At 48.5% G+C, this 26353-nt stretch carries 19 protein-coding genes and 10 tRNA genes; 24 read left to right on the forward strand and 5 right to left on the reverse strand.

The window, feature by feature from the left end; all coding sequences use genetic code 11:
• Window positions 1-54 precede the first annotated feature (54 nt).
• From ACI48K_RS24430 to glmS, 17 genes are all read left to right on the forward strand, one after another.
• Window positions 55-127: transfer RNA gene (locus ACI48K_RS24430), tRNA-Thr, on the forward strand.
• A gap of 9 nt (window positions 128-136) precedes the next feature.
• A tRNA-Glu gene (locus ACI48K_RS24435) sits at window positions 137-211 on the forward strand.
• A gap of 7 nt (window positions 212-218) precedes the next feature.
• Window positions 219-294: transfer RNA gene (locus ACI48K_RS24440), tRNA-Val, on the forward strand.
• Between the two features lie 16 nt (window positions 295-310).
• Window positions 311-385, forward strand: a tRNA-Gln gene (locus ACI48K_RS24445).
• 9 nt (window positions 386-394) lie between these two features.
• Window positions 395-470 (forward strand) — tRNA-Lys (locus ACI48K_RS24450).
• A 56-nt stretch (window positions 471-526) separates the two neighbouring features.
• Window positions 527-610, forward strand: a tRNA-Leu gene (locus ACI48K_RS24455).
• A 5-nt stretch (window positions 611-615) separates the two neighbouring features.
• Window positions 616-690, forward strand: a tRNA-Gly gene (locus ACI48K_RS24460).
• Window positions 691-696: 6 nt separating this feature from the next.
• Window positions 697-773: transfer RNA gene (locus ACI48K_RS24465), tRNA-Arg, on the forward strand.
• Between the two features lie 27 nt (window positions 774-800).
• Window positions 801-874, forward strand: a tRNA-Pro gene (locus ACI48K_RS24470).
• A gap of 12 nt (window positions 875-886) precedes the next feature.
• Window positions 887-960: transfer RNA gene (locus ACI48K_RS24475), tRNA-Gly, on the forward strand.
• Between the two features lie 434 nt (window positions 961-1394).
• Complete coding sequence (ppc, locus tag ACI48K_RS24480; protein ID WP_475030251.1) at window positions 1395-4190, forward strand: phosphoenolpyruvate carboxylase; 2796 nt, start codon at window positions 1395-1397, stop codon at window positions 4188-4190.
• 219 nt (window positions 4191-4409) lie between these two features.
• Complete coding sequence (sigW, locus tag ACI48K_RS24485; RefSeq protein WP_475030286.1) at window positions 4410-4985, forward strand: RNA polymerase sigma factor SigW; 576 nt, start codon at window positions 4410-4412, stop codon at window positions 4983-4985.
• Window positions 4986-5084: 99 nt separating this feature from the next.
• On the forward strand, window positions 5085-5705 hold the full coding sequence (locus ACI48K_RS24490; RefSeq protein WP_475030252.1) for a zf-HC2 domain-containing protein: 621 nt from the start codon (window positions 5085-5087) through the stop codon (window positions 5703-5705).
• Between the two features lie 249 nt (window positions 5706-5954).
• Entirely contained in the window at window positions 5955-6785 is an 831-nt protein-coding gene (gene cdaA, locus ACI48K_RS24495; RefSeq protein ID WP_475030253.1) for a diadenylate cyclase CdaA, read from the forward strand.
• Window positions 6778-8115 (forward strand): CdaR family protein, encoded by a 1338-nt coding sequence (locus tag ACI48K_RS24500; RefSeq protein ID WP_475030254.1) that lies wholly within the window; start codon window positions 6778-6780, stop codon window positions 8113-8115. Before cdaA ends, ACI48K_RS24500 begins: the two co-directional genes overlap by 8 nt.
• 95 nt (window positions 8116-8210) lie before the next feature.
• Window positions 8211-9551: a phosphoglucosamine mutase gene (gene glmM, locus ACI48K_RS24505; RefSeq protein WP_475030255.1), complete on the forward strand. Its 1341-nt coding sequence runs from the start codon at window positions 8211-8213 to the stop codon at window positions 9549-9551.
• 689 nt (window positions 9552-10240) lie between these two features.
• Window positions 10241-12073: a glutamine--fructose-6-phosphate transaminase (isomerizing) gene (gene glmS / locus ACI48K_RS24510; protein ID WP_475030256.1), complete on the forward strand. Its 1833-nt coding sequence runs from the start codon at window positions 10241-10243 to the stop codon at window positions 12071-12073.
• A gap of 279 nt (window positions 12074-12352) precedes the next feature.
• Here the strand turns inward: glmS and ACI48K_RS24515 are convergent, their stop codons facing one another.
• Entirely contained in the window at window positions 12353-12904 is a 552-nt protein-coding gene (locus ACI48K_RS24515) for a TetR/AcrR family transcriptional regulator (protein WP_475030257.1), read from the reverse strand.
• A 149-nt stretch (window positions 12905-13053) separates the two neighbouring features.
• Between ACI48K_RS24515 and ACI48K_RS24520 the strand changes: the two genes are divergently transcribed.
• From ACI48K_RS24520 to ACI48K_RS24540, 5 genes are all read left to right on the forward strand, one after another.
• Complete coding sequence (locus ACI48K_RS24520; RefSeq protein WP_475030258.1) at window positions 13054-13959, forward strand: ketopantoate reductase family protein; 906 nt, start codon at window positions 13054-13056, stop codon at window positions 13957-13959.
• Between the two features lie 140 nt (window positions 13960-14099).
• On the forward strand, window positions 14100-15134 hold the full coding sequence (locus ACI48K_RS24525; protein ID WP_475030259.1) for a hypothetical protein: 1035 nt from the start codon (window positions 14100-14102) through the stop codon (window positions 15132-15134).
• Window positions 15135-15461: 327 nt separating this feature from the next.
• Window positions 15462-16877, forward strand: a complete 1416-nt coding sequence (locus ACI48K_RS24530; protein ID WP_475030260.1) for an ABC transporter substrate-binding protein — start codon at window positions 15462-15464, stop codon at window positions 16875-16877.
• Between the two features lie 64 nt (window positions 16878-16941).
• A complete protein-coding gene (locus ACI48K_RS24535) occupies window positions 16942-17928 on the forward strand; it encodes a carbohydrate ABC transporter permease (RefSeq protein ID WP_475030261.1) in 987 nt (328 codons plus the stop codon).
• A complete protein-coding gene (locus ACI48K_RS24540; protein WP_475030262.1) occupies window positions 17921-18775 on the forward strand; it encodes a carbohydrate ABC transporter permease in 855 nt (284 codons plus the stop codon). The genes ACI48K_RS24535 and ACI48K_RS24540 overlap by 8 nt, the downstream gene beginning before the upstream one ends.
• Window positions 18776-18993: 218 nt before the next feature.
• Here the strand turns inward: ACI48K_RS24540 and ACI48K_RS24545 are convergent, their stop codons facing one another.
• The 3 genes from ACI48K_RS24545 to ACI48K_RS24555 all read right to left on the reverse strand — a co-directional run bounded on the left by ACI48K_RS24545 (window position 18994) and on the right by ACI48K_RS24555 (window position 21153).
• On the reverse strand, window positions 18994-19746 hold the full coding sequence (locus ACI48K_RS24545) for an SDR family oxidoreductase (RefSeq protein ID WP_475030263.1): 753 nt from the start codon (window positions 19744-19746) through the stop codon (window positions 18994-18996).
• Window positions 19747-19877: 131 nt separating this feature from the next.
• Window positions 19878-20429, reverse strand: a complete 552-nt coding sequence (locus tag ACI48K_RS24550) for a TetR/AcrR family transcriptional regulator (protein ID WP_475030287.1) — start codon at window positions 20427-20429, stop codon at window positions 19878-19880.
• Window positions 20430-20514: 85 nt separating this feature from the next.
• Window positions 20515-21153 carry a TetR/AcrR family transcriptional regulator gene (locus ACI48K_RS24555; protein WP_475030264.1) on the reverse strand — a complete coding sequence of 213 codons (639 nt, stop codon included), beginning with the start codon at window positions 21151-21153 and terminating at the stop codon, window positions 20515-20517.
• A gap of 163 nt (window positions 21154-21316) precedes the next feature.
• Between ACI48K_RS24555 and ACI48K_RS24560 the strand changes: the two genes are divergently transcribed.
• Entirely contained in the window at window positions 21317-23995 is a 2679-nt protein-coding gene (locus tag ACI48K_RS24560; protein ID WP_475030265.1) for an MFS transporter, read from the forward strand.
• 204 nt (window positions 23996-24199) lie between these two features.
• Window positions 24200-25204: a biotin synthase BioB gene (gene bioB, locus ACI48K_RS24565; protein WP_475030266.1), complete on the forward strand. Its 1005-nt coding sequence runs from the start codon at window positions 24200-24202 to the stop codon at window positions 25202-25204.
• Window positions 25205-25258: 54 nt separating this feature from the next.
• On the opposite strand, the gene ACI48K_RS24570 is transcribed toward bioB, so the two are convergent.
• Complete coding sequence (locus ACI48K_RS24570; protein ID WP_475030267.1) at window positions 25259-26155, reverse strand: carotenoid biosynthesis protein; 897 nt, start codon at window positions 26153-26155, stop codon at window positions 25259-25261.
• Between the last annotated feature and the right edge of the window lie 198 nt (window positions 26156-26353).

Genomic DNA, 26353 nt, shown 5'->3' on the forward strand with positions numbered 1-26353 from the left:
ACTCGACTGTTAATCGAGTTGTCACAGGTTCGAGTCCTGTTCGGGGAGCCACTTGCTCTCATAGCTCAGTAGGTAGAGTGCATCCATGGTAAGGATGAGGTCACCGGTTCGATCCCGGTTGAGAGCTTTGTATTACGGCCCGTTGGTCAAGTGGTTAAGACACCTCCCTTTCACGGAGGTAACAGGGGTTCGAGTCCCCTACGGGTCACCATACATACGGAGGCTTAGCTCAGCTGGGAGAGCATCTGCCTTACAAGCAGAGGGTCGGGGGTTCGAACCCCTCAGCCTCCACCATTGTTTCTTCCATTATTGGGGATTAGCCAAGCGGTAAGGCAACGGACTTTGACTCCGTCATCCATAGGTTCGAATCCTATATCCCCAGCCATTTTATTGAGAGCCATTAGCTCAGTTGGTAGAGCACCTGACTTTTAATCAGGGTGTCGAAGGTTCGAGTCCTTCATGGCTCACCATTTAACCTTTAGCAATTAGTTGCTTGACATTGCTTAGGTAAATGAAGTATGATTGTGCGCGTGTGGCGGAATTGGCAGACGCACTAGACTTAGGATCTAGCGTCTTTGACGTGGGGGTTCAAGTCCCTCCACGCGCACCATGTTTGCGGACGTGGCTCAGCGGTAGAGCATCGCCTTGCCAAGGCGAGGGTCGCGGGTTCGATTCCCGTCGTCCGCTCCATAATACGCGCCCTTAGCTCAGCTGGATAGAGCGTTTGACTACGAATCAAAAGGTCAGGAGTTCGAATCTCTTAGGGCGCGCCATCTTTAAATTTAAGCTTCACCTTACGTCGGGACGTAGCTCAGCTTGGTAGAGCACCTGGTTTGGGACCAGGGGGTCGCATGTTCGAATCGTGTCGTCCCGATTCTTATAAGGTGCGGGTGTAGTTCAATGGTAGAACTCCAGCCTTCCAAGCTGGTAGCGTGGGTTCGATTCCCATCACCCGCTCCATACATAACGCAACATCATCTATCCGATGATGTTTTTTGTTATAATTTTTCCTTTCTCGTTACTGCAGACGGATGTGCTTTCCAGAAAATGAGTGTGTCCGTTATTATTTTTCTTCTTGCATTTTACTGCTTCACCGTGGTAGGGTGAGAGGATAGGGATTGGCCGGTCTCCAAGCGATTTTTAGAGTGACTGCATAATTATAAGTTGAATTGTATATGTTTGTTTTGGGTTTTCGCCCTATAACGAGATTTTATTGCAGGTACCTATAATTTCTATCATACGGTGTAATGGATAATAAACCATTGGTATCCGTGGTTTTGCGGAATTTGAACTGCGATTGCTTACAAATAAAGTGAAGATTTTCAGGGAAGTTTATTGTATTATGTTAGGAAGGCTCTAGATAGACGGAACCAGGGAAGAAATGGGGGAAAAACATGACTGAATTAGCGGTAACCGCAGGCAGAAGCAATTCAAACAACCTACTTCGGCGCGACATCCGTTTTTTGGGCAATATTCTAGGAGAGGTCCTTGTCCATCAAGGCGGTAATGAGCTCTTGGATATTGTCGAGAAGATTCGTGAAGCCAGTAAGTCGCTGCGGGCTGTTTTTTTACCGGAACTGCATGAAGAGTTTAAAGATATGATTAATTCTCTTGAACCCGAGATTCGACACCAGGTTATACGTGCATTTGCCATCTATTTTCAATTGGTGAATATTGCCGAGCAGAACCACCGCATTCGCCGCAAACGGGATTATGAGCGCTCCGCCGGAGAAAGCGTCCAGGTCGGAACGATCGAAGCTTCCGTTAAGGATCTTAAGGAGCAGGGCTTCACCTATACGGAGGCTGAGGAAATCCTCCAAGGCATGTCGCTTGAGCTCGTAATGACCGCCCATCCGACGGAAGCCATGCGGCGCGCAATTTTGGATATCCATAAACGCATTGCCGACGATGTGATGCAGCTTGATAACCCGACCCTTACATTCCGCGAACGCGAGCAAATGCGTGAAAAGCTTCTGAACGAAGTGATCACACTGTGGCAAACCGACGAGCTCCGCGACCGTAAACCAACGGTACTCGATGAAGTGAGAAACGGGATGTATTATTTTCATGAGACTTTGTTTCATGTTCTGCCTGAGGTTTATCAAGAACTGGAGCGATGTTTGGCCAAATACTACCCTGAGCATCACTGGCATGTGCCGACATATCTTCGCTTTGGTTCATGGATCGGTGGGGATCGGGACGGTAATCCGTCCGTAACTTCGGATGTGACCTGGGACACGCTGCGGATGCAGCGTAAACTGGCCGTACGCGAATACCAGCGCATTTTATCCGAGCTGTTCAAGCATCTGAGCTTCAGCACGTCCATTGTGGACGTCACCGATGAGCTTAAGGCTTCAATTCAGAGGGACCGGCTGCAGGTGTCGCTGAACAAAACGCCTCAGTGGAACAATGAGAAGGAGCCTTACCGGATCAAACTGACCTATATGACGGAAAAGCTGCAAAACATGCTCGACGATTCGAAAAGAAATACGTCGCAGCGTTATAGCAGCGTTGAAAGCTTGATCGAAGATTTAAAGATCATCGACCGCAGTTTGCGCCACCATTACGCCGATTATGTAGCGGATACGCATATCAATAAGCTGATCCGGCAGGTTGAGTTGTTCGGGTTCCATACAGCGACCCTGGATATTCGGCAGCATAGCAAAGAGCATGAAAATGCAATGACGGAAATTTTGGCGAGCATGAATATCGTCTCGAATTACGCCGAGCTCCAGGAAGAGGAGAAAATCAAGCTGCTTGAGCGCCTGCTGAACGATCCTCGCCCGCTGACTTCCCCGTATCAGGAATACAGCGAGAGCACCAAAGAGTGCCTTGAGGTGTACCGCACGGTATTTCTTGCGCAAAAAGAGTACGGACCGCAGTGCATTACGAGCTACCTGATCAGTATGACGGAGGCCGCCAGCGATATTTTGGAGGTTATGGTGTTCTCCAAAGAAGTCGGTTTGTTCCGCAAAGAGATCGACGGTAAGGTCACCTGCACCTTACAATCGGTTCCGCTGTTCGAAACCATCGAGGACCTTCATGCCGCGCCGGGAATCATGCATCAGCTTTTCAGCATGCCGATCTATCGGCAGTCGGTTGCAGCGATGAATGATCTTCAGGAGATCATGCTTGGCTACTCCGATAGCAATAAGGACGGCGGCGTGGTTACCGCGAACTGGGAGCTACGCGTAGCGCTTAAGCAAATTACCGCGGCGGCCAAGCAATACGGCGTGAAGCTGAAATTTTTCCACGGCCGCGGGGGAGCGCTCGGCCGGGGCGGCATGCCGCTGAATCGCAGCATTTTGGTGCAACCTCCCGAAACGATCGGCGGCGGCATCAAAATCACCGAACAGGGTGAAGTCATTTCTTCGCGTTATTCGCTGCGAGGGATTGCTTATCGAAGCCTGGAACAAGCCACTTCCGCCTTGATTACGGCCGCGATTCACGCGAAGCTTCATCAGGACCATAATCCGGATGAAGAGAGATGGGAAGAAATCATGGCCGGCATTTCGGAAGCTTCCTTGAGGAAGTATCAGGACTTGGTATTCCGCGAACCGGACTTCCTGAAATTTTTCAGGGAATCGACGCCGCTTCTCGAAGTAGGCGAACTGAATATCGGTTCCCGTCCGTCGAAACGCAAGAATAGCGACCGCTTCGAAGACTTGCGGGCCATTCCTTGGGTTTTTGCCTGGACGCAAAGCCGTTATCTGTTCCCGGCTTGGTATGCGGCAGGAACGGGACTATTGAGTTTTTATCAGAATAAAGAGGAGAACCTGAAGGTTCTGCAGGAAATGTACCATAAATTCTCCTTTTTCCAAACGGTCATCGATACGCTGCAGTTTGCGCTCATTAAAGCCGATCTGGTCATTGCAAGGGAATACGCGAAAATGTGCTCCGATGATGGGGCCAAAAATCGCGTGTTCGGGCAGATCGAAGAGGAGTTCAATCTGACGAGGGAGCTTGTTTTGAAAATCATTGGCGTTTCGGAAATCTTTGACAATGCGCCGGCTCTTCAGGAATCGATTCGTTTGCGTAATCCTTACGTTGATCCGCTAAGCTATTTGCAGGTTCAGCTGCTCTCCGAGCTGCGTTCGATTCGCGAGAGGGATCAGGACGATCCGATTTTACTGCGGGAAGTGCTGCTTACCATTAACGGCATTGCCGCAGGGCTCCGGAATACGGGCTGATACCCTTTCGTCAATTTCATACGATTGGCATCGACAAGCCGGCCTCGCCATAGAGACCGGCTTGTCCTTGTATCTATTGCATTTTACAGAAACATGCATTAACATTTGAATGAAGTGCCTGCGGACGAAGACGGCGTTCTCCAAGCAACGAGATGAAAGCCAAAAGACCGGACAGGCAGGGTGCAAGAATGAGGCCCGTCCATGAAGCTGGGGGAAATTATGGTGGTGGATCATTTTGATGCAAGACTGGTGAAGCTGGCCCGTAAGGGTGATCAGGGTGCTTTTGCCGAACTGGTCGATTTATATAAGGATAAAATATTCCACTTGGCTTACCGGATGTTGTCCAACCGGCATGAAGCCGAGGATATCGTACAGGAAACCTTTCTGCGCGTGTACAAAAACTGGAGCCGCTATGACGATAAACAGAAATTTTCGACTTGGATTTATCGGATTGCGACCAATTTATGTATTGACCGGCTGCGGAAACGGAAGCCGAGCTATTATCTGGATGCCGAAATGAACGATCAGGACGGTATGGATGGATACACGCTGGTCCCGGGTGACGACCGAACACCGGAAACCGAATATCTCCTGTCTGAAACGCAGCAGTTGATTCATCAAGCGATCGCAGGCTTGCCGGCGAAATATAAGTCTGTCATTATTTTGAGATATTTGCAGGAAATGTCGCTGCAGGAGATTAGCGAAGTGCTTGATATGCCCGTGACGACGGTAAAGACGCGCGTGCATCGGGGACGCGAGTTCCTGCGCAAAAAACTCGAGCACAAAATGTTTTAATGAAACGCTTTGCCTCGAGGTACGTATTGTATGGTAGGATTACGATTTCGCACCGTGGATTTTCTTTTCCATAGATTGATACTGAAAGGATTGGCTGATATGGATTGCAAACAAGCCTCCACATTGATGCATGATTATTTGGACGGCGATTTGACCAGCGAACAGGCCTCTGAACTGAAACGCCATCTTCAGGAATGTCCGTCTTGCCATATGCAATTTGAACAACTGGAGCAAACGGAAATGATGCTGTTTGCCTCCATTAAACATACGACCGTATCGGCACCGGACGAATTGGTGAACCGGATTATCAGTCAAATCCCGATCAAGCCGAAGCAGCAAGCTTGGCTGCAGTGGATCAAACGCCATCCGGCTCTGACGGCGGCGGCCATGTTCCTGCTGGTTATGCTGTTCAGCGCTCTTTCTCTCTGGGATAGCGACAACCAGCTCATCGTAAAAGGCGCAAATCTGGATCAGGTCATTATCAATGGCGATACCGTGACGGTTCCCAGCGGATCCAAGATTGCCGGCAACCTGACCGTAGAGAACGGAAAAGCAGAGATCTACGGCGAGGTTCAAGGCAATCTGACGGTGATTGACGGATCCTATTATCAGGCATCGACGGCTCATATCTCCGGTGAGGTAAAGAGCATCGATCAGGCACTGGACTGGATCTGGTACCGGATCACCAATACGTTTACGGAAGTCGCCTACGGTAATTAGCGGAATGTTCGGAAGACGATAAATATGGCGCCTCCCTTCTGGGATCAGGCGCTATTTTCATTTTTTTTGCACAGGTAATTATTTCTAAGAGATACGAATGCTCCTATTTTTAACCGGGTGCTTGCATATGTCAGGTGAACGTTATAACCTATAGTTTAGGGACACTATATAGAGAGAAGCATGATTGCGGTACATAACGTTTCCGGTTAGCGGCTATTGGTCCGCCGGAGGCTTTACGGGGGTTGCAGCATGAACTATTTTACAAGCTTAACATGGCAGGATTCGATCAAGGATATCATCGATATACTTATCGTAACCTATATCGTTTACCACCTCATTTTGCTTGTGCGGGGGACAAGGGCGGTTCAACTGCTCAAAGGGATCCTTGTGCTCGTTGTGATTTGGGCGGTAAGTACCTGGTTCGATTTATATACGCTGAAGTGGCTGATGAACCAGATGTTCACCTTCGGCGTTTTGGCGATATTCATTATTTTTCAGCCGGAGCTTAGACGTGCGCTGGAGCAGCTCGGACGCGGCAAATTGTTCGGGCGGAATTCCGCCGACGAGGAAGAATTCAGCAAGGTTATCGGCGAAATCATTAAGGCGGTTAATTATTTAGCACGTAGAAAAATCGGGGCGTTAATTGTTTTTGAACGGGATACGGGTCTAAATGAGTACACCGAATCGGGTATTCCGACGCAGGCGGTGATCAGCTCGCAGCTTCTCATCAACATCTTCATTCCGAATACGCCGCTTCATGACGGCGCGGTGATTATCCAGGGGAATCGGATATCGGCGGCCGCCTGTTATTTGCCGCTGTCGGAAAATCCGTTCATTAGCAAGGAACTTGGCACAAGACACCGGGCCGCTATAGGGATTAGCGAGGTCGGCGATGCCGTATCGATCGTCGTTTCCGAAGAAACCGGGCAAATTTCACTGGCCATTGATGGACAAGTCGTTCGCGACATCAAGGAAGAGTCGCTGATTTCCAAGCTGTATGAGGAGCTTGGCCCAAATTCACGCCAGCGGGACAAACGCGGTCCTTTCTGGAAGAAGAAGGAGGCCGACAACAATGGATAAATGGCTGACTCACAACAATTTTGCCAAGGTTATCGCGCTGGTATTCAGCATCATTTTATGGGCCATGGTGCACTTGGACAGCGGAACTCCCGTTGCTCCGACTACCATGGTGAACAATAAATTTATCGACAACGTCAAAATCCAGGTTACCGGGTTTGACGACAGCAAGTATGTGCTTTATGACCTGGATCCGGATATGGTGAATCTGGAAGTGAAAGGAAAACGCACCGATATTACGACTAACTTTTCCGATTATAAAGTGAAACTGAACCTGGACAATCTGGGACCCGGAACTTATACTTTGCCGCTTACTCATGAGCTCCCGCCCGGAGTTCAACTCATTTCCATGGATCCGTCCATCGTAAAAGTAACCATAGAAGCCAAAGAAACGCGGAAGATTCCCGCGACCATCGTGACCAAAGGAGAGCCGGCGGCCGGATTGCTGATGGGGACGCCGATCATCGATGGCGACGGATTGGTTGAGGTTACTTTGCCTGCAAGCGAGTTCGCCGAACTGGATAAAGTACAGGGAACGATCGATGTCGCCGGCCTAAAAGAGTCCGTCAAAGGCAAAACCGTCAAGCTCACGGCATACGATAAAAGGGGCAAGGCAATGGAGAATGCCGAGCTGTCGCCTAACGCAGTTGATGTGGATGTGCCTATTAATGAACAGTATAAGAACGTACCGCTCGTGATTAACCAAACCGGAGCGCTGCCTTCGGGATATACGCTCGCCGGGATATCGACCGACGTTGAAGGCGTCGCTATTTATGGAAAGAAGGATGATCTTGTAGGCATCGACTCTTATCCGATCACGGTGGATTTGGGGAAATTCAACGGATCCGCGGAGTCGAAATATTCGATTGAACTCACTCCGCCGGAAGGCTCCGACAAAATCGAGCCGGCCTCGGTTACGGTTACGCTGAATGTCGAACCCGTGACGCAAAAGCTAATCGAGAAGCTTCCGATTTTGCTGATCAATGAAGATCCGGCATTTACGGTCAAGTTTATCGATCCGCCCGAACAAAGTATTTCGCTGACTTTGATCGGAGCCGCCAAGCTGCTAAACAAGCTTGCGCCGAGCGATATTACGGTTACCGCCGATATGGCGAACCTGGAACCGGGACTTCACACGATTCCGCTTGATATTAAACTGCCAACTTATGTTAAACTATCAGAGCAGGATCAGTCCCGAAGCATTGACGTCGAGATTATACAAAAGGTGAATCCGACCACGACTCAGCCGGAGAATCCGCCTGCGGACGGGGATGCGACTGCCCCGAATGACGGTACGGGAACTAAAGATGAAACAACATCCGGAGGAACCTAAGCAGGTTCCTTTCTAAAGCAATACGGTGGTCGATATGCAGAGGGGATATGCAACAAGACAGCAAAAGACCCACCAATTTTTGAAGGAGTGGAATCATGGGGAAGTATTTTGGTACAGATGGAGTAAGAGGCATCGCAAATAAAGAATTAACGGCAGAGCTTGCTTATCAAATTGGACGCTGCGGAGGATACGTGCTTGCGGGTCAAGCGCCTAAACCCAAAGTCGTCATCGGTATGGATACGAGAATTTCCGGCGTTATGCTGGAATCGGCACTGGTTGCCGGCTTGCTGTCCATCGGTGCGGATGTAATCCGGCTTGGTGTTGTGACAACGCCTGCGGTTGCTTTTCTGACTCGTCTGCTTAAGGCGGATGCCGGTGTCATGATCTCGGCTTCGCATAATCCGGTCGAGGATAATGGGATTAAATTTTTCGGCAGCGACGGGTTCAAACTGTCTGACGAAACGGAGCTGCAAATCGAAGAACTGATCGATAAAAAAGTCGACGAACTGCCGCGTCCGGTGGGCGCAGGTTTGGGCAGCGTCACGGTAGATAATGAATCTAAGCATAAATACCTGGATCATTTGAAAACGACCATTAGCGCCTCGTTTAAAGGCCTTAAAGTCGTTCTGGACTGCGCGAACGGCGCGGCCTATGAGCTTGGACCGGAATTGTTCCGCGAATTGGGTGCCGAGGTGCATACGCTTGGAGCAGAGCCCAACGGATTGAATATCAACGATCATTGCGGTTCCACGCATCCCGAGAAGTTGAAAGAGGAAGTCGTTCGTCTGGGAGCCGATCTGGGCCTCGCTTTTGACGGTGACGCGGACAGACTTATTGCCATCGACGAAAACGGAGATGAGGTTGACGGCGATTACATTCTTTGCATTTGCGGGGATGCGATGAACCGGGCCGGCAAACTGAAGGACAGCACGGTCGTCTCGACGGTGATGAGCAACTTCGGCTTCTACAAAGCGACCAAGAAGCTGGCTCTGAACACGCAGCAAACGGCGGTTGGCGACCGATACGTTATGGCGGAAATGATCCGCGGCGGGTACAACTTGGGCGGAGAACAGTCCGGCCATGTGATTTTCCTCGATTACAATACGACCGGAGACGGCATTCTTACGGCGATCCAGCTGGTGGATACCTTACTGGCTTCCGGCAAGCCGTTAAGCGAGCTGAAGAAGGTTATGAAGCAATACCCTCAGGTGCTTGTGAATGTCCGGGTGCAGGACAAGAGCAAATATGCCGGCAACACGGCTATCGAGGCCGCAGTGAAAGACGTGGAAGGCCAGTTAGGCGATAACGGCCGGGTTCTCGTGCGCCCGTCGGGAACGGAATCGCTGATTCGCGTCATGGCGGAAGGGCCGGATAAAGCGGAGCTTGAGCAGCTCGTCGGGCAGATTGTGTCCGTCGTTGAGAAAGAACTGGTGTAATCCGTTAAGCTTCACAAAGTCGTGTTAAATATCTGGGGATAGGCCGCCGGTATAGGAGAACCTGTGCCGGCGGTTTTCTTATGCACGCGGAAAAACGGCATTTTCCTTCAATCGGAGCAAGTTGATCATTGCCAAATGATGTGAAGGTGCATATAATTAAGCATATTCGAGTAAAGAAAGCGAGGGTTGTATGGTATACCTGAAGTTAAGCGCCAGAGCTTCAATTTCGCGCGAGGAGTCAAGAAGTGAAGATGTTCCGCTACGGGCTTGCAGGCAGGCTGAGCATTGGCCTGGAGTAGCCGGAGCCTATGGACCGATTCACTTAGGGACTGGACGGCAAATCGAAGCTGACGAGGTGGAGGTGTTCGAAACATGTTCGGCGGGGGCCTCCCGGTGCTGCATCGCACCGTAACCGTAATGGCAAAAGGAATGGGCGACCGTTCTCACAAACCTTACGGGCAGATGAACCAGGAAAGTCTACATCAATTCATGAGTGTACGTAAGCATGAGACGCGGAAGAGCCGCGGTGGACGGAGTATCTTGGACATTCATGAAAACATTGTTGAAAACCGTAGTGTTGGATTTTTTCATCACAATTGAATAGTTCTGTCTCTGTGTACTGCGCGAAGGATCTTCCGCTCATCTTCTTACGTCCAAACTTTAAGAAAATGAACGGGGGATATATAAATATGTGTGGTATTGTTGGATATATTGGGAAGAGAGACACGCAGACGGTATTGATCGAAGGGCTTAAGAAGCTGGAGTATCGCGGATACGATTCGGCAGGGATTGCTGTATTTACTTCTAACGGTCTTCAAATCGCCAAGTCGCTTGGACGTTTGGCCAATCTGGAATCGAAGCTGGAGGACGCTCCGCTGGTAGGTTCCGCAGGGATTGGGCATACTCGCTGGGCAACGCACGGCAAACCATCTGATGTCAATTCTCATCCGCATACCGACCACAGCCAGAAATTTTCGGTCGTTCACAACGGCATTATCGAAAATTATCTGGATTTGAAGGAAGAATTGATCGGGCAAGGATACATTTTCGTGTCCGAGACAGACACCGAAGTCATTTCTCACCTCGTGGCTCGCGAGTATAAAGGCGATATCGCCAAAGCGGTTCAAAAAGCGATCAGCTACATGCGTGGCGCTTTTGCCCTAGGCGTGTTGACCGAGTACGAACCTGAGAAACTTGTGGCCGTTCGTCAAGCCAGCCCGTTGATCATCGGCATTGGCGAAGGGGAGAACTTCATCGGCTCCGACATTCCGGCGCTTTTGAACTATACGCGGAATGTGTATATCTTGAACGACGGTGAAATGGCGGTGCTGACCAAGGATACTGTCGAATTGATGACCATTGAGGGGAATTTTATTTCTCGGGAAATGATTCGTGTCGACTGGGATGCGGTGACTGCGGAAAAAGGCGGCTTTGATCATTTTATGCTCAAAGAAATCCACGAGCAGCCAAAAGCATACCGTGATACGATGCTGGGACGGATTGACGAAAGCGGACGTAAAGTCGTGTTCCCTGGACTGAATCTGTCGAACGAGAAAATCCGCAGCATCAACGCTATCCACGTGATTGCCTGCGGTACGGCTTATAACGCCGGTCTTGTCGGCGGGACGGCGCTGGAGCAGCTGGTACGCATTCCGGTGATGAACGACGTGGCTTCGGAGTATCGCTACCGCTCGCCGCTGATTACACCGGAAACGCTCGTTATCGTTGTCAGCCAGTCCGGCGAAACGGCGGATACGCTGGCGGCGCTGCGTGAAGCTCAAGCGAACGGCGCGCATGTGCTGGCCATCACCAATGTGGTAGGCAGCTCGATTGCCCGCGACGCGGACGATGTTATCGCCACGCTGGCAGGTCCGGAAATCGCCGTTGCTTCGACCAAAGCGTATACTTCGCAATTGATCGCTTTCTATCTGCTCGGCCTGCACATGGGTCAAGTGCGCGGCGTACTGGCCGAAGACGAAGTGGCTCATATCATTGCCGCGATGCACGCTTTGCCGGAACAAGTGGAAAGCATGCTGGCACAAGCCGACGTGATCAAAAATTACGCCGAACAAATCGCCGATCGCGAGCATCTGTTCTTTATCGGCCGCGGTCTCGATTACTCGGTCGTACAGGAAGGTTCGCTGAAGCTGAAAGAAATCTCCTACATTCACTCGGAAGCTTATGCCGCCGGTGAATTGAAACACGGCACGCTCGCTCTGATCGAAGAAGGCGTTCCGGTGATCGCGCTGGCGACGCAGGAAACCGTGCTCGAGAAAACCGTCAGCAACATCAAAGAAGTGAAAGCCCGCGGCGCTGACGTGATGGCGATCACGCACGAAGAGCATGTCGCCGGTTTGCTGAAATCCGTCGATCAAGCGCTCGCCATTCCGAAGACGCTGCCGCTGCTTACTCCGGCGTTGTCCGTCGTACCGCTCCAGTTGCTCGCTTACTACGCAGCCCTGGCCCGCGGCAACGACGTCGACAAGCCAAGAAACCTGGCGAAGAGCGTGACGGTGGAGTAAGAGGGGAGATAGCTGTTCGGTAGTTGTCTGATGACAATAAACTTAGTATCTAGACATTTTAATTGGTGTTTTAACAGCGCAAAGTTAGTATCTTTTTAAAATAGTTAGTCCTAGAGACGGGTAGTCCATTGAGAACGACATAAAAGGTCCCGATGATGTTTAATTCATCGGGACTCTTTTTATGGTTAGGTTAGTTGAGCAATTGGCTTAGGTAAATAAAGTGGATAGATTAGGATAAGGCATTTTTTAAGCAATACATGCTCGGTTTGAATGACAGACTCATTCTTGACAATAGGGCGTAATCCCTCTTGAATATAGGTTTTCCACTAACTTGAAAAATTCTTCTGAAGATAAATCCTTTTGACGCTGGATCCAAAGACGAAATAACGAAAGGGACGTTGCCAGATAAAACTCAATAAAGTATGGCGTTAAGGAATGGTTTTGCGGAACGTTTAATTCTAATTGATCCAAAGTGATTTCTTTTTTTAAGCGGTTTAAAAAACGGGCACTTCCATAATCACCCAGAAGGGCATTAAGAACCAGGAGATGTTCTCTTTTGTCCAGACAATAGAGCGTATCTTGAACCGTATGCATCGATAGCTCTTTATTCGCCAATTCTTTTTTCATGTCATTCAATAAGTCATTTTCAACAAAGTCTAACAATTCGTAAATGTCAGTAAAGTATTGATAAAAGGTGCTGCGGTTATATCCTGACTTATTGGCAATTTCCTGAACGGAAATTTTCTCAATCGGCTTTTGGCTGTATAACTCACAAAAAACTTCTACAAACTGTTGTCTTGTTTTCTCCGTTATTTGGGGTTGCTTTTTCATGTTTCCCTCCTACTAGCGAATAAGAATATCATCCGACAAATACTAAAATACTGATGGTTGATCAAGGAATAATAAAGATTTACAATCACATCATACAACATGTTGTCTGATAATCAAAAAGGAAATGTTAATAAGTAGGGGTGGTTTTAATGTCAGCAAAACAAGATCGAATTTTAATTTTTGGTGCAGGTGTCATCGGGAGCATGTACGCAATTAAGTTTACTGAAGCAGGGTTTGACGTTACCCTGTTTGCACATTCCAATAGATTTAAATCATTAAGAGAAAATGGCCTGCAATATAAAGACAAAGGTACCGTTAGATCGATACGAGTGAATGTCATTGATACGCTCGAAAATGACGATGTATACGATTTTATTTTCGTTACCGTTCGTTATGATCGGTCCGAATCGGCGTTGTCAGCGCTAAAAGATAACCAAAGTAAAAATATAGTTACGATGACCAGTAATTCAATTGGATTTTCTTCGTGGCTGGATATCGTAGGGGATAGACTTTTAACCGCTTTTCCAGGCTTCGGCGGACAGATTAAAGATGGAATATTGCATGCTCGATTTCTACCAAAGATTATAGCGGCAACTGCATTTGGAGAAATGAATGGTGTAGTGACGGAACGCATCGAAACCCTCGCAAAATTATTTAAAACAGCAAAGCTTCCCTACGTTATTAAAAAGGATATGCAAGCGTATCTAATCACACATTCCGTATCAGACATTGCCATGTTGAGCGTTTTGCATTCTGAGAATAAGGCCAGAACCAGAAAGACGGCACGCAAAATAACAGTCACTTTAAAAACGTATTTAAGGGCAATACAAAAAGCTGGCGTTTCAATTGATCCGCCAGTGCTTAAAATGGTGCTTAAATTTCCAAACTTATTTTTGGATCTTTTCTTTATGACATGGCTACGAACTAAAATGGTTAGGGATATGATGTTGCCGGATTATGCGAATAATGCCAATAATGAGATTGTGCAGCTGAATAATGATTTACTGAAATTTTTAAGTCAAAATGATATCAAATCGGAAATACATGTTCAGTAATTGGGCACTAATCTGAATATGGAAATGACTTAAGTTGAATTATCATTGTATTCATAGTGAGCTTATGGAGAGAACAATGCCATATGATTGTCCGAATTTTATGCTAAGCTCTTGGCTGAATAGGAACGGAGGGATCATCCATGAAAATAGGGACGGCTCGAGCGGCGGCAACGGAGTGGGTAGTGCAGTGTATTCGTCAGGAAGCATGGTTCATGGGGGCGTATTTCAGCGGCTCGACGGTGGGGCAGCCGGATGATGCGATGATGTCAGCGGGTTCCGACATTGATGTTGCCGTTGTTACCTCAGAAGCAAAGCCACCTCTGAAACTGGGGAAGTTCATCTACCGGGATGTGCTGATCGAAATAACGTTCATATCGTGGAATCAGCTCGCCTCTGCCGAGGAGGTTCTAACATCTTATCACTTAGCCGGGAGCTTCCGCGTGGATACCATCATTGCAGATCCTACCGGACAGCTGCGCAGCTTGCAGCAGAAGGTGTCGCGCCATTTTGCCGAGAGGGAATGGGTGCGGCTCCGCTGCGAAGACGTCAGGCAAAAGATAGAGCATGGGTTACGGAACATCGATCTGACTGCACCATGGCATGACCAGATTATGACATGGCTGTTCATGACCGGAGTAACCACACACGTCATTCTCGTCGCAGCCCTTCGCAATCCTACCGTGCGGCTTCGCTACCTGGCTGCGTACAACGTGCTCCAGGAGTTCGGGCGAACTGACATCTATCCGGAACTGTTGAGACTGCTGGGCTGCGAGCATTGGACCCCGCAGAGAACCAGCCATCATTTGAGCACGCTTGCCCGTACCTTCGATGTCGCCGCGGCGCATGCCAAGACCCCATTCTTCTTCAGCAGTGACATTACCGCCGATTCACGACCGATTGCGATTGACGGTAGCCATAACCTTATCCGCGACGGATATCACCGCGAGGCGGTATTTTGGATCGGGGCGACCTTTACCCGGTGCCACAAAATGCTCTCGATAGATGCTCCAAAACTACAAGCTGAGCTTGCTCCGGCGTTTGAGGAATTCGTCATCGATCTCGGCATCACCTCGCAAGGCACCCTTGAGCGCCGTGCCAAGGACGTGCTGCTGTTTCTACCGCGGCTCTGGGACGAAGCTGAAGCGATTATGCTGGCCAATAAGGAGATTTTGTAGTTTGGCAATAAAGGAGTAAGTTTAAAGATGCAGTAATGAAGAAGGTGTTATCTTGGATATCTAAAAACATCTTTTTATCCGATGGCTTTGTTCTTAATTTAAGGGCAAGGCCATTAGTCATTTTCATGGGAAAAATTAGGCGTGCCAGAAGCCACATGGAGAACGTTGGAGTGAGTAACATGGCGAATGTTCTTTGTTCGAACCAGAAACCAAAAATAGTAGAGTTTTTCCCAATCATCGGTTCCTTATGCCTAGTGGCTGTTGGTTTTATAATATGTATGCGGTTACAAAAAAGCCGAGGAATCAATAAAAAAGGGGAGGCAAAGTATGAAAAGAATGAAACGTGTTTTAGCAGGGATCTCTGCCACGCTTTTGATCACAACGGCTCTCGCGGCATGCGGCGGGAACTCAAATTCGAATGTGAATTCAAATTCCGGCTCCAATGGAAATCAAGCTCCAGCCACGAATTCGGCTGACGCTCCGGCAACAAACAGCGGCGAGAAAGTGACCATTAATCTCTGGAGCTTCACCGACGAGATTCCGAACATGACGACGAAGTATTTGGAAACGCATCCAGATGCGAATGTAGAATTCAAAACGACGGTTATCGCAACCACCGATGGCGCTTATCAGCCAGCTCTTGACCAGGCTCTTGCCGCTGGCGGCAAAGACGCTCCGGACATTTACGCGGCTGAAGCGGCGTTTGTGCTCAAGTATACGCAAGGCGACGCATCCAGCTATGCAGCCAACTACTCCGACCTTGGCCTTGATGACCAAAAGGTAAAGGACGCAGGCATCGCCCAATATTCGGTTGATATCGGCAGCAAGGACGGCCAGTTGAAAGGCCTCGGTTATCAAGCGACCGGCGGCGCCTTCATCTACCGCCGCTCGATTGCCAAGGATGTGTTTGGAACGGACGATCCGGCCACGATCAAAACTGAAATTGGTCCCGGCTGGGATAAGTTCTTCGATGCGGCTGCGAAGCTGAAAGCTAAAGGCTACGGTATTGTTTCCGGCGACGGCGATATTTGGCACCCGATCGAAAACAGCTCGGATCAAGGCTGGATTGTAGACGGCAAGCTTCATATCGATCCGAAACGCGAACAGTTCTTTGATCTCTCCAAAAAGCTGAAAGACAACGGTTATCATAACGATACAACGGACTGGGCGGAAGCATGGTTTGCGGATATGTCCGGTTCCGGCGCTCAACCCATCTTCGGATTCTTCGGACCTGCTTGGCTGATCAACTACACGATGAGCGAGCAAGTTAAAGATACCAATGGCGACTGGGCAGTTACCGAACCGCCAACAGGTTTCTTCTGGGGCGGCACTTGGCTGCTGGCCCACAAGGACGTAACCAAGGACGAAGCCAAGAAAAAGGCTGTTGCGGACTTTATCAATTGGGTTACGCTTGACACCTCCGAAACGGGCCTGCAATATTACTGGGCTAACGGCACGATGAAGGAAGGCGAACAAGGCACGAAGGACAGCGTTGCATCCTCCGTTGTCATGGCGAAATCGAACGGCGAAGTGCCGCTGCTTGGCGGACAAAACATGTACGACGTATTTGTTCCGGCCAACGCGAATGCTTCCGGTAAGAACCTGACCCAATTCGACGAAACGATCAATAAGCTCTGGCGTGATCAAGTACGCGAATACACGGCAGGCAATAAAGACAAAGACAGTGCGATCAAAACCTTCAAACAGCAAGTCAAAGACCAGCTTGGCATTGATAGCGAGTAAGAAGGAGAACGGAGGGGGCGGGGGAAGTTTCCCGCCCTTTCATATCAACAAATGAGGTGAGAGCATGCGCCGCAAAGGTGTCAACTATTCAAAATTTGGGTACATTTTTACCTTTCCGTTTGTCCTTGCATTTCTGATCTTCTCGCTGTATCCCATTTTATACACCGCGGTCATCGGGTTCACTGATATGCAGGGGATCATACCAAAGCCGGTTCATATGCTGGATGATCCATTTAAAAACTTCAAAGATCTCATTCTTGATAATCCTTCATTTAGGAAATCTCTGATTAACACGGGGCTGCTCTGGATTGTGAATTTTATACCCCAGATGGTTCTAGCGCTCTTGCTCACGGCATGGTTCACGAACAAGCGCCTTAACATCAAGGGACAAGGCGCATTCAAAGTTTTGCTTTATATGCCTAACATTATCACGGCAAGTACAATCGCCGTGCTTTTCAGTTCTTTATTTGCCTATCCGATGGGACCTTTAAACAGTTTATTTCAAATGATGGGCTGGTCTGACGCTCCAATTTTCTTCCTACAGGATAAGACGACAGCGCGAGGCATTGTGGCGTTCATTCAATTCTGGATGTGGTACGGTAACACCATGATCGTCCTAGTCGCAGGCGTTATGGGGATCAATCCCGCTCTCTTCGAATCTGCGGCAATTGACGGCGCAAACGGATTTCAAACCTTTTTCCGCATCACGCTGCCGAGTCTCCGTACAATATTGCTTTTCACATTGATTACATCGATGATCGGCGGTTTGACCATGTTCGATATTCCGCAGCTGTTCCTCATGGGCGGACCGGACGATTCCACGCTGACCACGTCTATGTTTATCTACGGGCAAGCGTTCAAGGGCAGCTATATGTATAATCGCGCTGCAGCCGCCAGTATGCTCATGTTCGTGATCGCAGCCATTTTGTCCGGATTGTTGTTCTACCTGATGCGCGACCGCGATGCGGCCAAATTGAAAAAAGCGGAAAAGAAATACAGAAGTGAACAAGCTGGGGCGAGCAAGCAAGCGGGAGGTGTGACGCATGGATAAAATGCAAAGAAGCGGAACTGTCAATCGGAGAATAAGCAAGACGATTATTTATATTGTCTGCATCTTGTTGGCGCTGCTCAGCATCCTTCCGTTTTGGATTATGTTTGTAAACGCCACGCGTTCTACGCCGGAAATCCAAAGCGGGATCTCGCTGCTTCCTTCGACCCACTTGATGAGCAACCTGCGGGTGCTGCTCGATAAGAGCTTCGATCCGATTCAAGGCTTCCTGAATTCGTTCATTATCTCCGGATCCGCAACGATTCTCACGGTCTACTTCTCGTCCTTGGCGGCTTATGGACTCGTGACTTATAACTGGAAGCTGCGCGGGCCGTTTTTTACCTTTATCATGTGCGTCATGATGATTCCTTCCCAGGCAAGCGCAATCGGGTTCTATCAGTTCATGTACAAACTGCATTGGACCAACAGTTTTCTTCCGCTGATTTTGCCCGCGATTGCGGCGCCGGCGGTGGTGTTCTTCATGCGCCAATATCTGCTCGCAACGCTATCGATTGAGATCGTGGAAGCTGCGCGTGTAGACGGCTCCGGTGAATTCAGAACGTTCAACCGAATTATCTTTCCGCTGATGATACCGGCGGTAGCGACGCAAGCCATCTTTGCTTTTGTAGCCAACTGGAACAATCTGTTCATGCCGTTGATCTTGCTGACACAGAAGGAAAAGTATACGATGCCGATCATGGTAAGCTTACTGCGCGGCGATATTTACAAAGCGGAGTTCGGCTCCATTTATATGGGACTCGCTTTGACAGCGTTGCCGTTGTTTGTGGTTTACTTCCTGTTGTCCCGGTATATTATCGCCGGCGTAGCGCTGGGCGGCGTCAAGGAATAATCATCTCTTCCATTCAAAAAATAAGTAAAAAAAAGTCCCGATGATGCATCTCAATCATTGGGATTTTTTTTGCTTCTGACGCAAAACGAATTATCTACTAAAATATAACTGGGACAAAACGCAGGCTTTAGCTCAAAAAAACCACGACAGCCGAAGACCATAGTGTCCGGGCTGCCGTGGTTTTCCATTTGACCGCGCAGAAAACATTCTTATGCGGTTTAAACTTGTTTCATACCGCCATCAACAAAGAGTTCGACGCCATTGACGAAGCTGCTGTCGTCCGAAGCGAGGAACAGAACGGCTTTGGCAATTTCTTCAGGTCTGCCGAGTCTTCCCAAAGGAACGGCATTTGCCAAGAATCCCAGCGCTTGCTTCTGTTGTTCTTCGTTGGAACCTACAGCGGCAGCCAGACCGAATGTGTCTATGGGGCCGGGACTTACTACGTTCACCCGGATTTGCCGATCCTTCAAGTCTACCAGCCAATTCCGCGCAAAGGATCGAACGGCCGCTTTGGTTGCTCCGTAAACACTTCCGCCAAACGAGCCGCTGGTGCCTTGAACCGAGCTGTTCAGAATAATCGAACCGCCGTCGCGAAGGAGCGGAAGAACCTTTTGAACAGCAAACAATACGCCTTTGACATTGATATTAAAGCTGTTATCAAAAATCTCCTCAGTAACTTGCCCCAGGGGAGCATGCTCCACGACACCGGCATTGGCAAAAACAACATCGACATGATTATGTTTTTCTACGATTACATCATACAGCCGATCCAAATCCGATAATTTCGAAACGTCGCTTTGAACCGCGGTCACGTTTCTTCCCATTTGATTGACCGCATCATCCAGGCTGCTTTGATTGCGTCCGGTAATGTATACATACGCGCCTTCTTCTACGAGTTGTTTTGCTGTCGCAAGACCAATCCCCGTGTTTCCGCCTGTTATTACCGCTACTTTTCCTGCGAATTTATTCATGAACAACACACTCCTGACATATTAAATGGTTTATTTTCAATTCAAACCTTGTTTATGTTTTCGACATCATCAGAGAAGAATATTTAACTTACTAGTAGATAAGTAAAGCTCATTTTTTTGTCGCCGTCTCTTTATAGGATCAGGCGACTCATTTGTGATGATAATTGCGGGATAGCCGCTTTGCCAAGAACTCTTTGGTATTGTAAAAGTCCTTTGCCGCAAGCAATAACCGTAGAGGCTAAAGACTCGGTGTCTGCAGAGTTCTCAATTAATCCCTCGGATTTCATTTCTATCAGAATGTCTGCCAGAACGGATATTTCCTTTTCACTCACCGATTGGATCTTCTTTCGCAGTTCCACCGGCAATGACTCATAGTCCGTTTGAAGAGAGGAGAGTGGGCAAATTTCATGTTCCCCGAATTGTTCAACTCTTTCTTCAAGAAACTTATTGAGTCTTGCTTGAACGGTCAGTGAAGCGTAACGCAATGGAAATTGTTCCAGATGATGCATCATTTTGTCGGCAATAGCTAAACCCAAATCCTCCTTTTTTTCAAAATGGTAGTGAATGCTGGCCTTGGTTACTCCGAGGGGCTTAGCCAAATCGTCATAGCTGAATGCTACGTAACCTTTTTCTCGAATCAGCTTGGACGCCAAATCAATAATTTGCTCTTTTCGATTGTCCATGGCCACATTTTAACTTACTAATTAGTAAGTGTCAATTATAAAACTAAAATTTTAGGGATTGAGCTTGTCCTCCAAATATGAGAGCTTAAATTTGGGGGATGGGGGGATCCCCGAGTTCCTCTTCTCTGGTAACCATCGAAGAAATAAGCCGTGCGCATTGATCGAGCAAAATGTCTTTACGCAGCTTATCGTCGGAGTTAAAGATCAATTGATCTTCAATGCTTCGGATCATCGAAAAAATTAAAAAGGTCTGTTCTTCTTCATACTGAAAATTAAACCCTGATTTTTGTATTTGCGCTACAAGCGCAGACATCATGGTCTTTTGCGCACGCTTAAAAAACCCCCGCACATCTTCATCTCTGAACTGCAATGACATCACGTCGTTATGGTAAACCAGCTCTCCGCTATGAAATGAAATGAAAACATGGAGCAGCGATTTAGAAATCTCCATAATATCGTCTGAAACGCGAATATCTTCAACGTTCTTAAGCAGCTGCAGCATAAGATCGTTCTCAAATTTCTCCAGGCAAGCTAATAAAATATCCTTCTTGTCTTTAAAGTAGGAGTAGACGCTGCCCGTGGCAAGATTGGCTTCCTTGGCGATTTCAGCCGTGTTGATCTCATAATATCCGCGCTCCAAAAACATGCGGTAGGCGACCTCAATGATTTTTTCTTTCTTTTCGATGGCTCGCTTTTGATTTGGAATACGCAAACTTTTCTCCATGGCTTCATGGCTCCTTACTAAACAATGAATACCCTCATTTTAATTTGAACGTCTTATAGTGTCAAATCGAACATGAAATCAATTTCAAGTTCCCGTTGACAAGCATATATGGCCTTCTTATAATGTGAATATGAAATCTATTTCATGTTAGGGGCGAACATCCTTGAAAAAACGAAAAAATGTCCTTGGATTTATCGCAATTGCTATCGCCATGTTCATGGGAACGCTCGATGGTACGATTATCAACATCGCGCTTCCCGACATCACCCGCAATTTCAATGCTACATTGGACGATACGAGCTGGATCAGCACCATATACGTGCTTTTTCTCGCCGTTTTTATGATCACGGCTTCCAAGCTTGCGGATCAATTCGGTCGGAAGAAGATCATGCTGATCGGTCTTCTTATTTTCGGTGCGAGTTCCGCCATGTGCGGAATGTCGGAGTCTTTATCTTTTCTCATTGCCATGCGTGCCTTGCAAGGCCTTGGCGGGGCCATCATTACTCCTCTAGTGGTTCCTATGGCGCTTAATATGTTCGGCAAAGAAAAGTCCCAGATTGTCGCGGGAGGGATCGGGGCAATTACGGCGTTGGCTGCCGCAGGAGGCCCGCCTATTGGCGGAGTGCTGTTGGAGTACGTCAACTGGCAGTCGATTTTCTTTATAAATGTTCCTTTTTCCGTGGTTGCGATCGTGTTGACTCTTTTTTGCGTGGACGAGTCTTACGATGATACCGTTTCGAAGCGGATCGATTGGTTTGGCATGATTTTACTAAGTATGACTCTGTTCCTTCTGACCTTTGCCTTATTGAAAGGAAATGATTACGGCTGGGACTCGATTTCCATCGTATCCATGTTCGTCGGCGCTGCCGTTTCGTTCTTACTGCTGATTGTCGTCGAGATGAAGGTGCCGGAACCGATGCTGGAGCTCTCTTTGTTCCGCGAGATGACGTTCACAGCCTCAACGATCTGCTATCTGATCACCGGATTCGCCATTGTAGCTCCGGGACTCATTTTCAGTTACTTTTTGCAAAATGCGATGGGCTATGCACCATTGGACGCTTCTCTGATCATTACTCCAATGGCCTTGGTTGTTATTATCGCTATGCCTTTAGGAAGCTTGATCGTCAAAACCACCGGAGCGAAGCCGGTCAATTTTGTCGGGATTCTCATCATGGGAGCCGGGGCTTGGATGCTGTCGCGCGCCGACGTGAACACTTCCAAGGATATGATGATTGCGGACATGATCGTATTCGGCTTCGGATTAGGCTTTTCCGTTCAATCGCTCATTTCATCCATTAAGTACCTGCCGGAGGAAAAGAGCGGCGTAGGTTCGGGAATTGTTAACGCGGCGAGACAAATCGGCACTTGCCTGGGCATCGCCCTTCTTGTTGGAGTGCTTAACATTCACGTATCGAGCGCTAAAGATAACATTACCGCATCGGCTACGAGTCTGATTCAAAGCAGCCCCGTGATTGATGGCGACATCAAAACCGTCATGATCCGAGACATTACCGATTCCGTACAAGAAGAAGATAATAATAACAGCGGCAAGGCCGACGCACTTCGCTCCAGGATCGAGCAAGACGTGAAGAAGTTGATGGAAGCCGAGACCCACTCTGAGCGTCCGGAGAACGACACTGACTTGGGTGAACTGTACGACGGCGTCGATTCGCTTCATAATGGAGCCGCAAAAACGGCAGACGCGGCGGGGCAATTGGAGGAGGGGGCCACTTCTTTGGATGCGGGTCTTGCCACCCTGCATGACGGAGGAAGCTCCCTTCATTCCGGCATTGGCGAGCTGGACGGCGCGTTAACGAAAACGATCGCAGGATCTCAAAGGCTGCAGTCGGCAAGCCGGCAGGGGTATGATAAACTCTCTTTCGGATCCAAACAGCTTCAAACCGGAGCGGATCAATTATTGGCGCAGTTTGCGGCGGGAAGTGGCTCCGGGCATTCAACGGTCTATGACGGGGTTACCGGAGTATCCGACGGTATGCAAACTCTTTCTGCTCAAACGAACCAATACGTCAGCTCCGTAAATGAAACGATCTATCTGATGGCTAAAAACGATCCGCTCGCCCCTAAATTGCTGGAAACTTATCAGGGAAGCCTGGAGCAGGCTAAAAAAGCATATGCCGGGGCGCCTGCGGAATTGAAGGGGACATACCTGCAGCAAGTTAAAATGCTCCAAAACCTGGTCAGTATTTACACGGTTGCCGTTGACCCGGCGGTTACGACTTCCGATCAATTTAAGGCGAAGCTCATAGCATTGGGGCAACAAAGCGAGGTAGGCCAAACGGTTATATCCGGCGGAGCGGAACTGAAACAAGGAGCCGACCAACTGGCAAACGCATCTCAGAAAGTGGCCGAACAGTTTGGAACTTCCGGCTCGTTTAAGAAAGGGATGGTTCAACTGACGGAAGGGGCCAATCAGCTGGCTGCGGGAGTAGACAATCTGAATGAACTGAATACAGGCATCGGACAATTATCGGACTCGCTTATCCAGGTACAATCAGGGGCCAATCAACTCGAAAAAGGTTCCCAATCCCTTCTCACCGGAATTGAATCGACCCAAGACGGGAGCGGCAAGCTGTACACAGGCTCAAAGCAGCTCGCGGATGCGACTCGTCAAATGAACGATGGAAGCGAAAAACTGCTTCTCGGCGTGGGAAAAAGCGACCAAAAGAATGAAATCACCCGTATTATGGATGAGATCGGCGCAGATAAGGATCATGAAACGTCGCAAGCCTTTAGCCGGACCTTTATTCTGACGGCGTTCATACTCATTGCCTCATCGATCTTCGGAATTTTCACCGATAAAAGGAAAGAAAAAACGGCATAACAGCTGGGGCCCCGTAATGAAGAAATTTATTACGGGGCATCTTTATGGGCAATCGAAATTTCCCTTTACCGCATAGCTGTTGTCTGCTAAACTAACCCTTGTTGATTGTTAACCAAATAATAAAATATGGGTTGACAATCAGGACTTGAATAAGCTTGTCCTCATCACACTGATAGGCGGCTTAAGTTCAATGAATAGGGGATGATGACCATTCAATCGCAGGAAATCGAACTACAATGGCAATCGTTTGCGGACAAGGCTCGGAACGGGAAAAGTTTAACGATAGAGGAGGCATTGGCCGTTCTTGAATCGGAGGATGATGCGATCTTGCCGCTGATGCAAGCTGCTTTTGAGGTGAGAAAGTATTTCTTCGGCAAAAAAGTGAAGCTGAACATGATCATCAACGCCAAAAGCGGACTTTGTCCCGAGGATTGCGGGTACTGCTCACAATCCAGTATATCGACCGCGCCGGTAGACCAATACGCGCTGCTGGACAAGGACACGCTTCTTGCCGGAGCCCGCGAAGCGGTAGCCCGTAAAGCAGGAACCTACTGTATCGTAGCTTCCGGAAGGGGGCCGACGGATAAGGAGCTTGACCAAGTGGTATCCGCGGTTCAGGAGATCCGCGAAACGATGCCGCTTAAAATTTGTACGTGTCTCGGCATTTTGAAGGATCAGCAAGCCGAGCGGCTCGTTCAAGCCGGCGTTCATCGATATAATCACAATCTGAATACGAGCGAGGCCCATTATTCATCCATTGCTTCAACCCACACTTATGATCAACGCGTAGAAACGGTGGAAAAGGTAAAGGCCAGCGGCATGTCTCCTTGCTCGGGTGTTATTATCGGAATGGGCGAGACGGACCGGGAAATCGTTGAAATGGCTTTTGCGTTAAGGGAGCTCGATGTGGATTCCATTCCGATTAATTTTCTCCATGCAATCCCGGGAACCCCGCTTGAGCAGGAACGACGCACGCCGGCGCTGAAGGCGCTCAAGGTGCTCGCGTTATTCCGGTTCGTTTGTCCGAGCAAAGAAATCCGCGTGGCGGGCGGACGGGAAGTCAATCTTCGAACCTTGCAGCCGCTGTCCCTGTATGCGGCGAACTCGATTTTTGTAGGGGATTATTTAACGACATCAGGTCAAGAGATATCAGCCGATCATCAGATGATCGAAGATTTGGGCTTTGAGATTGAATTGAACGCATTGTAAGTAACGGTTGACACGAATGAAAACAGCCGGCCGATTTGGCCGGCTGTTCATTTGTTAGCGTTGAATTGCGGAGCGGGTTCCGCCGGATGTCCGGCTGAGCGCATCGCGATTTACCGTAATCGCCGACAGAAGCGTGACGAAGACCATCGTAAATACGCAAACCAGGCCCATGGAGCTGTAGATCTCTCTGTATCCGTCGCCGGTGATGCAGAGAAGCAGATAGTTCATGCTTTGGATACCGTAAACGGCTACCGCTTCGAACCAATAGGATTTGCCGAACGATTCGTCATCTTTCCCTTTGGTATCGTATTTGGAAATAAAGAGGGCGAAGATTTGCATGAATACATAAACCACGAAAAACCAGCCCAAATAATTGGAGATCGGAACTCCGAAGTATTTTCCTCCGTCCTCCCAGATCCATTCCTTGCCGATGGTTGCCGTCAGCGGATCCATAACGACATCCCACATGACCATGATAAACGAAGCGACGAACGGAATCAGGAAGATCTGCAAGCCGCGCAGTTTTTTGCTGTATTGTCCGTTCAGGACATGAGCCAACGTCCAAGCCATATAACCCATTCCGAAATAGGCGATCATAATGACGAACGGTACATCAAAGACCCGTGGAATATCCGATGTATAGTGGTAATTCCCGAAAGGAAAACCTTTGGCAATACTTAAGCTTTCAAAAAAATTGCTGATTACCCAGGTTATGACGAAGAATATAGTCATATTTTTAAGCCCGTAACGCTTGGTTCCGTGAAAGAATGCTACACCGGGAATAATGGGAAACAACACAATTTCCATAATATCTTTGGCCGAAGATGGCAATAGAATTTTAATAACCGATGCCGCAAACAGCAATGCAATGAACGACCATCTGGCCGTGCTGACTGTATTTTGTTCTTTTAGTCCTGCACGAACCGCAGCCGGCTGAGTGAATTGTGACATATTGCAGCCTCCTTAGTAAATGTTTTTGGTGATTTCTTCTTGGATTGTGCCATAAGTCTTCTACCCGGGAAAGAAGCTCAGGAATAAGATGCCGGAAGGTTTCCGATCTCCGTGACATGCTGTTGTATTTCCGCCACGAGTACAATATACTGTACACGGTGTTGGTCTTCAACCATCAATAAATTCACAAGTGTATAT

The sequence above is a fragment of the Paenibacillus terrisolis genome (assembly GCF_056171975.1).

Coding starts and splice junctions, on each gene's coding strand:
- ppc (WP_475030251.1), top strand. CDS start 1,395: ATGACTGAATTAGCGGTAACCGCAGGCAGAAGCAATTCAAACAACCTA.
- sigW (WP_475030286.1), top strand. CDS start 4,410: ATGGTGGTGGATCATTTTGATGCAAGACTGGTGAAGCTGGCCCGTAAG.
- ACI48K_RS24490 (WP_475030252.1), top strand. CDS start 5,085: ATGGATTGCAAACAAGCCTCCACATTGATGCATGATTATTTGGACGGC.
- cdaA (WP_475030253.1), top strand. CDS start 5,955: ATGAACTATTTTACAAGCTTAACATGGCAGGATTCGATCAAGGATATC.
- ACI48K_RS24500 (WP_475030254.1), top strand. CDS start 6,778: ATGGATAAATGGCTGACTCACAACAATTTTGCCAAGGTTATCGCGCTG.
- glmM (WP_475030255.1), top strand. CDS start 8,211: ATGGGGAAGTATTTTGGTACAGATGGAGTAAGAGGCATCGCAAATAAA.
- glmS (WP_475030256.1), top strand. CDS start 10,241: ATGTGTGGTATTGTTGGATATATTGGGAAGAGAGACACGCAGACGGTA.
- ACI48K_RS24515 (WP_475030257.1), bottom strand. CDS start 12,904: ATGAAAAAGCAACCCCAAATAACGGAGAAAACAAGACAACAGTTTGTA.
- ACI48K_RS24520 (WP_475030258.1), top strand. CDS start 13,054: ATGTCAGCAAAACAAGATCGAATTTTAATTTTTGGTGCAGGTGTCATC.
- ACI48K_RS24525 (WP_475030259.1), top strand. CDS start 14,100: ATGAAAATAGGGACGGCTCGAGCGGCGGCAACGGAGTGGGTAGTGCAG.
- ACI48K_RS24530 (WP_475030260.1), top strand. CDS start 15,462: ATGAAAAGAATGAAACGTGTTTTAGCAGGGATCTCTGCCACGCTTTTG.
- ACI48K_RS24535 (WP_475030261.1), top strand. CDS start 16,942: ATGCGCCGCAAAGGTGTCAACTATTCAAAATTTGGGTACATTTTTACC.
- ACI48K_RS24540 (WP_475030262.1), top strand. CDS start 17,921: ATGGATAAAATGCAAAGAAGCGGAACTGTCAATCGGAGAATAAGCAAG.
- ACI48K_RS24545 (WP_475030263.1), bottom strand. CDS start 19,746: ATGAATAAATTCGCAGGAAAAGTAGCGGTAATAACAGGCGGAAACACG.
- ACI48K_RS24550 (WP_475030287.1), bottom strand. CDS start 20,429: ATGGACAATCGAAAAGAGCAAATTATTGATTTGGCGTCCAAGCTGATT.
- ACI48K_RS24555 (WP_475030264.1), bottom strand. CDS start 21,153: ATGGAGAAAAGTTTGCGTATTCCAAATCAAAAGCGAGCCATCGAAAAG.
- bioB (WP_475030266.1), top strand. CDS start 24,200: ATGACCATTCAATCGCAGGAAATCGAACTACAATGGCAATCGTTTGCG.
- ACI48K_RS24570 (WP_475030267.1), bottom strand. CDS start 26,155: ATGTCACAATTCACTCAGCCGGCTGCGGTTCGTGCAGGACTAAAAGAA.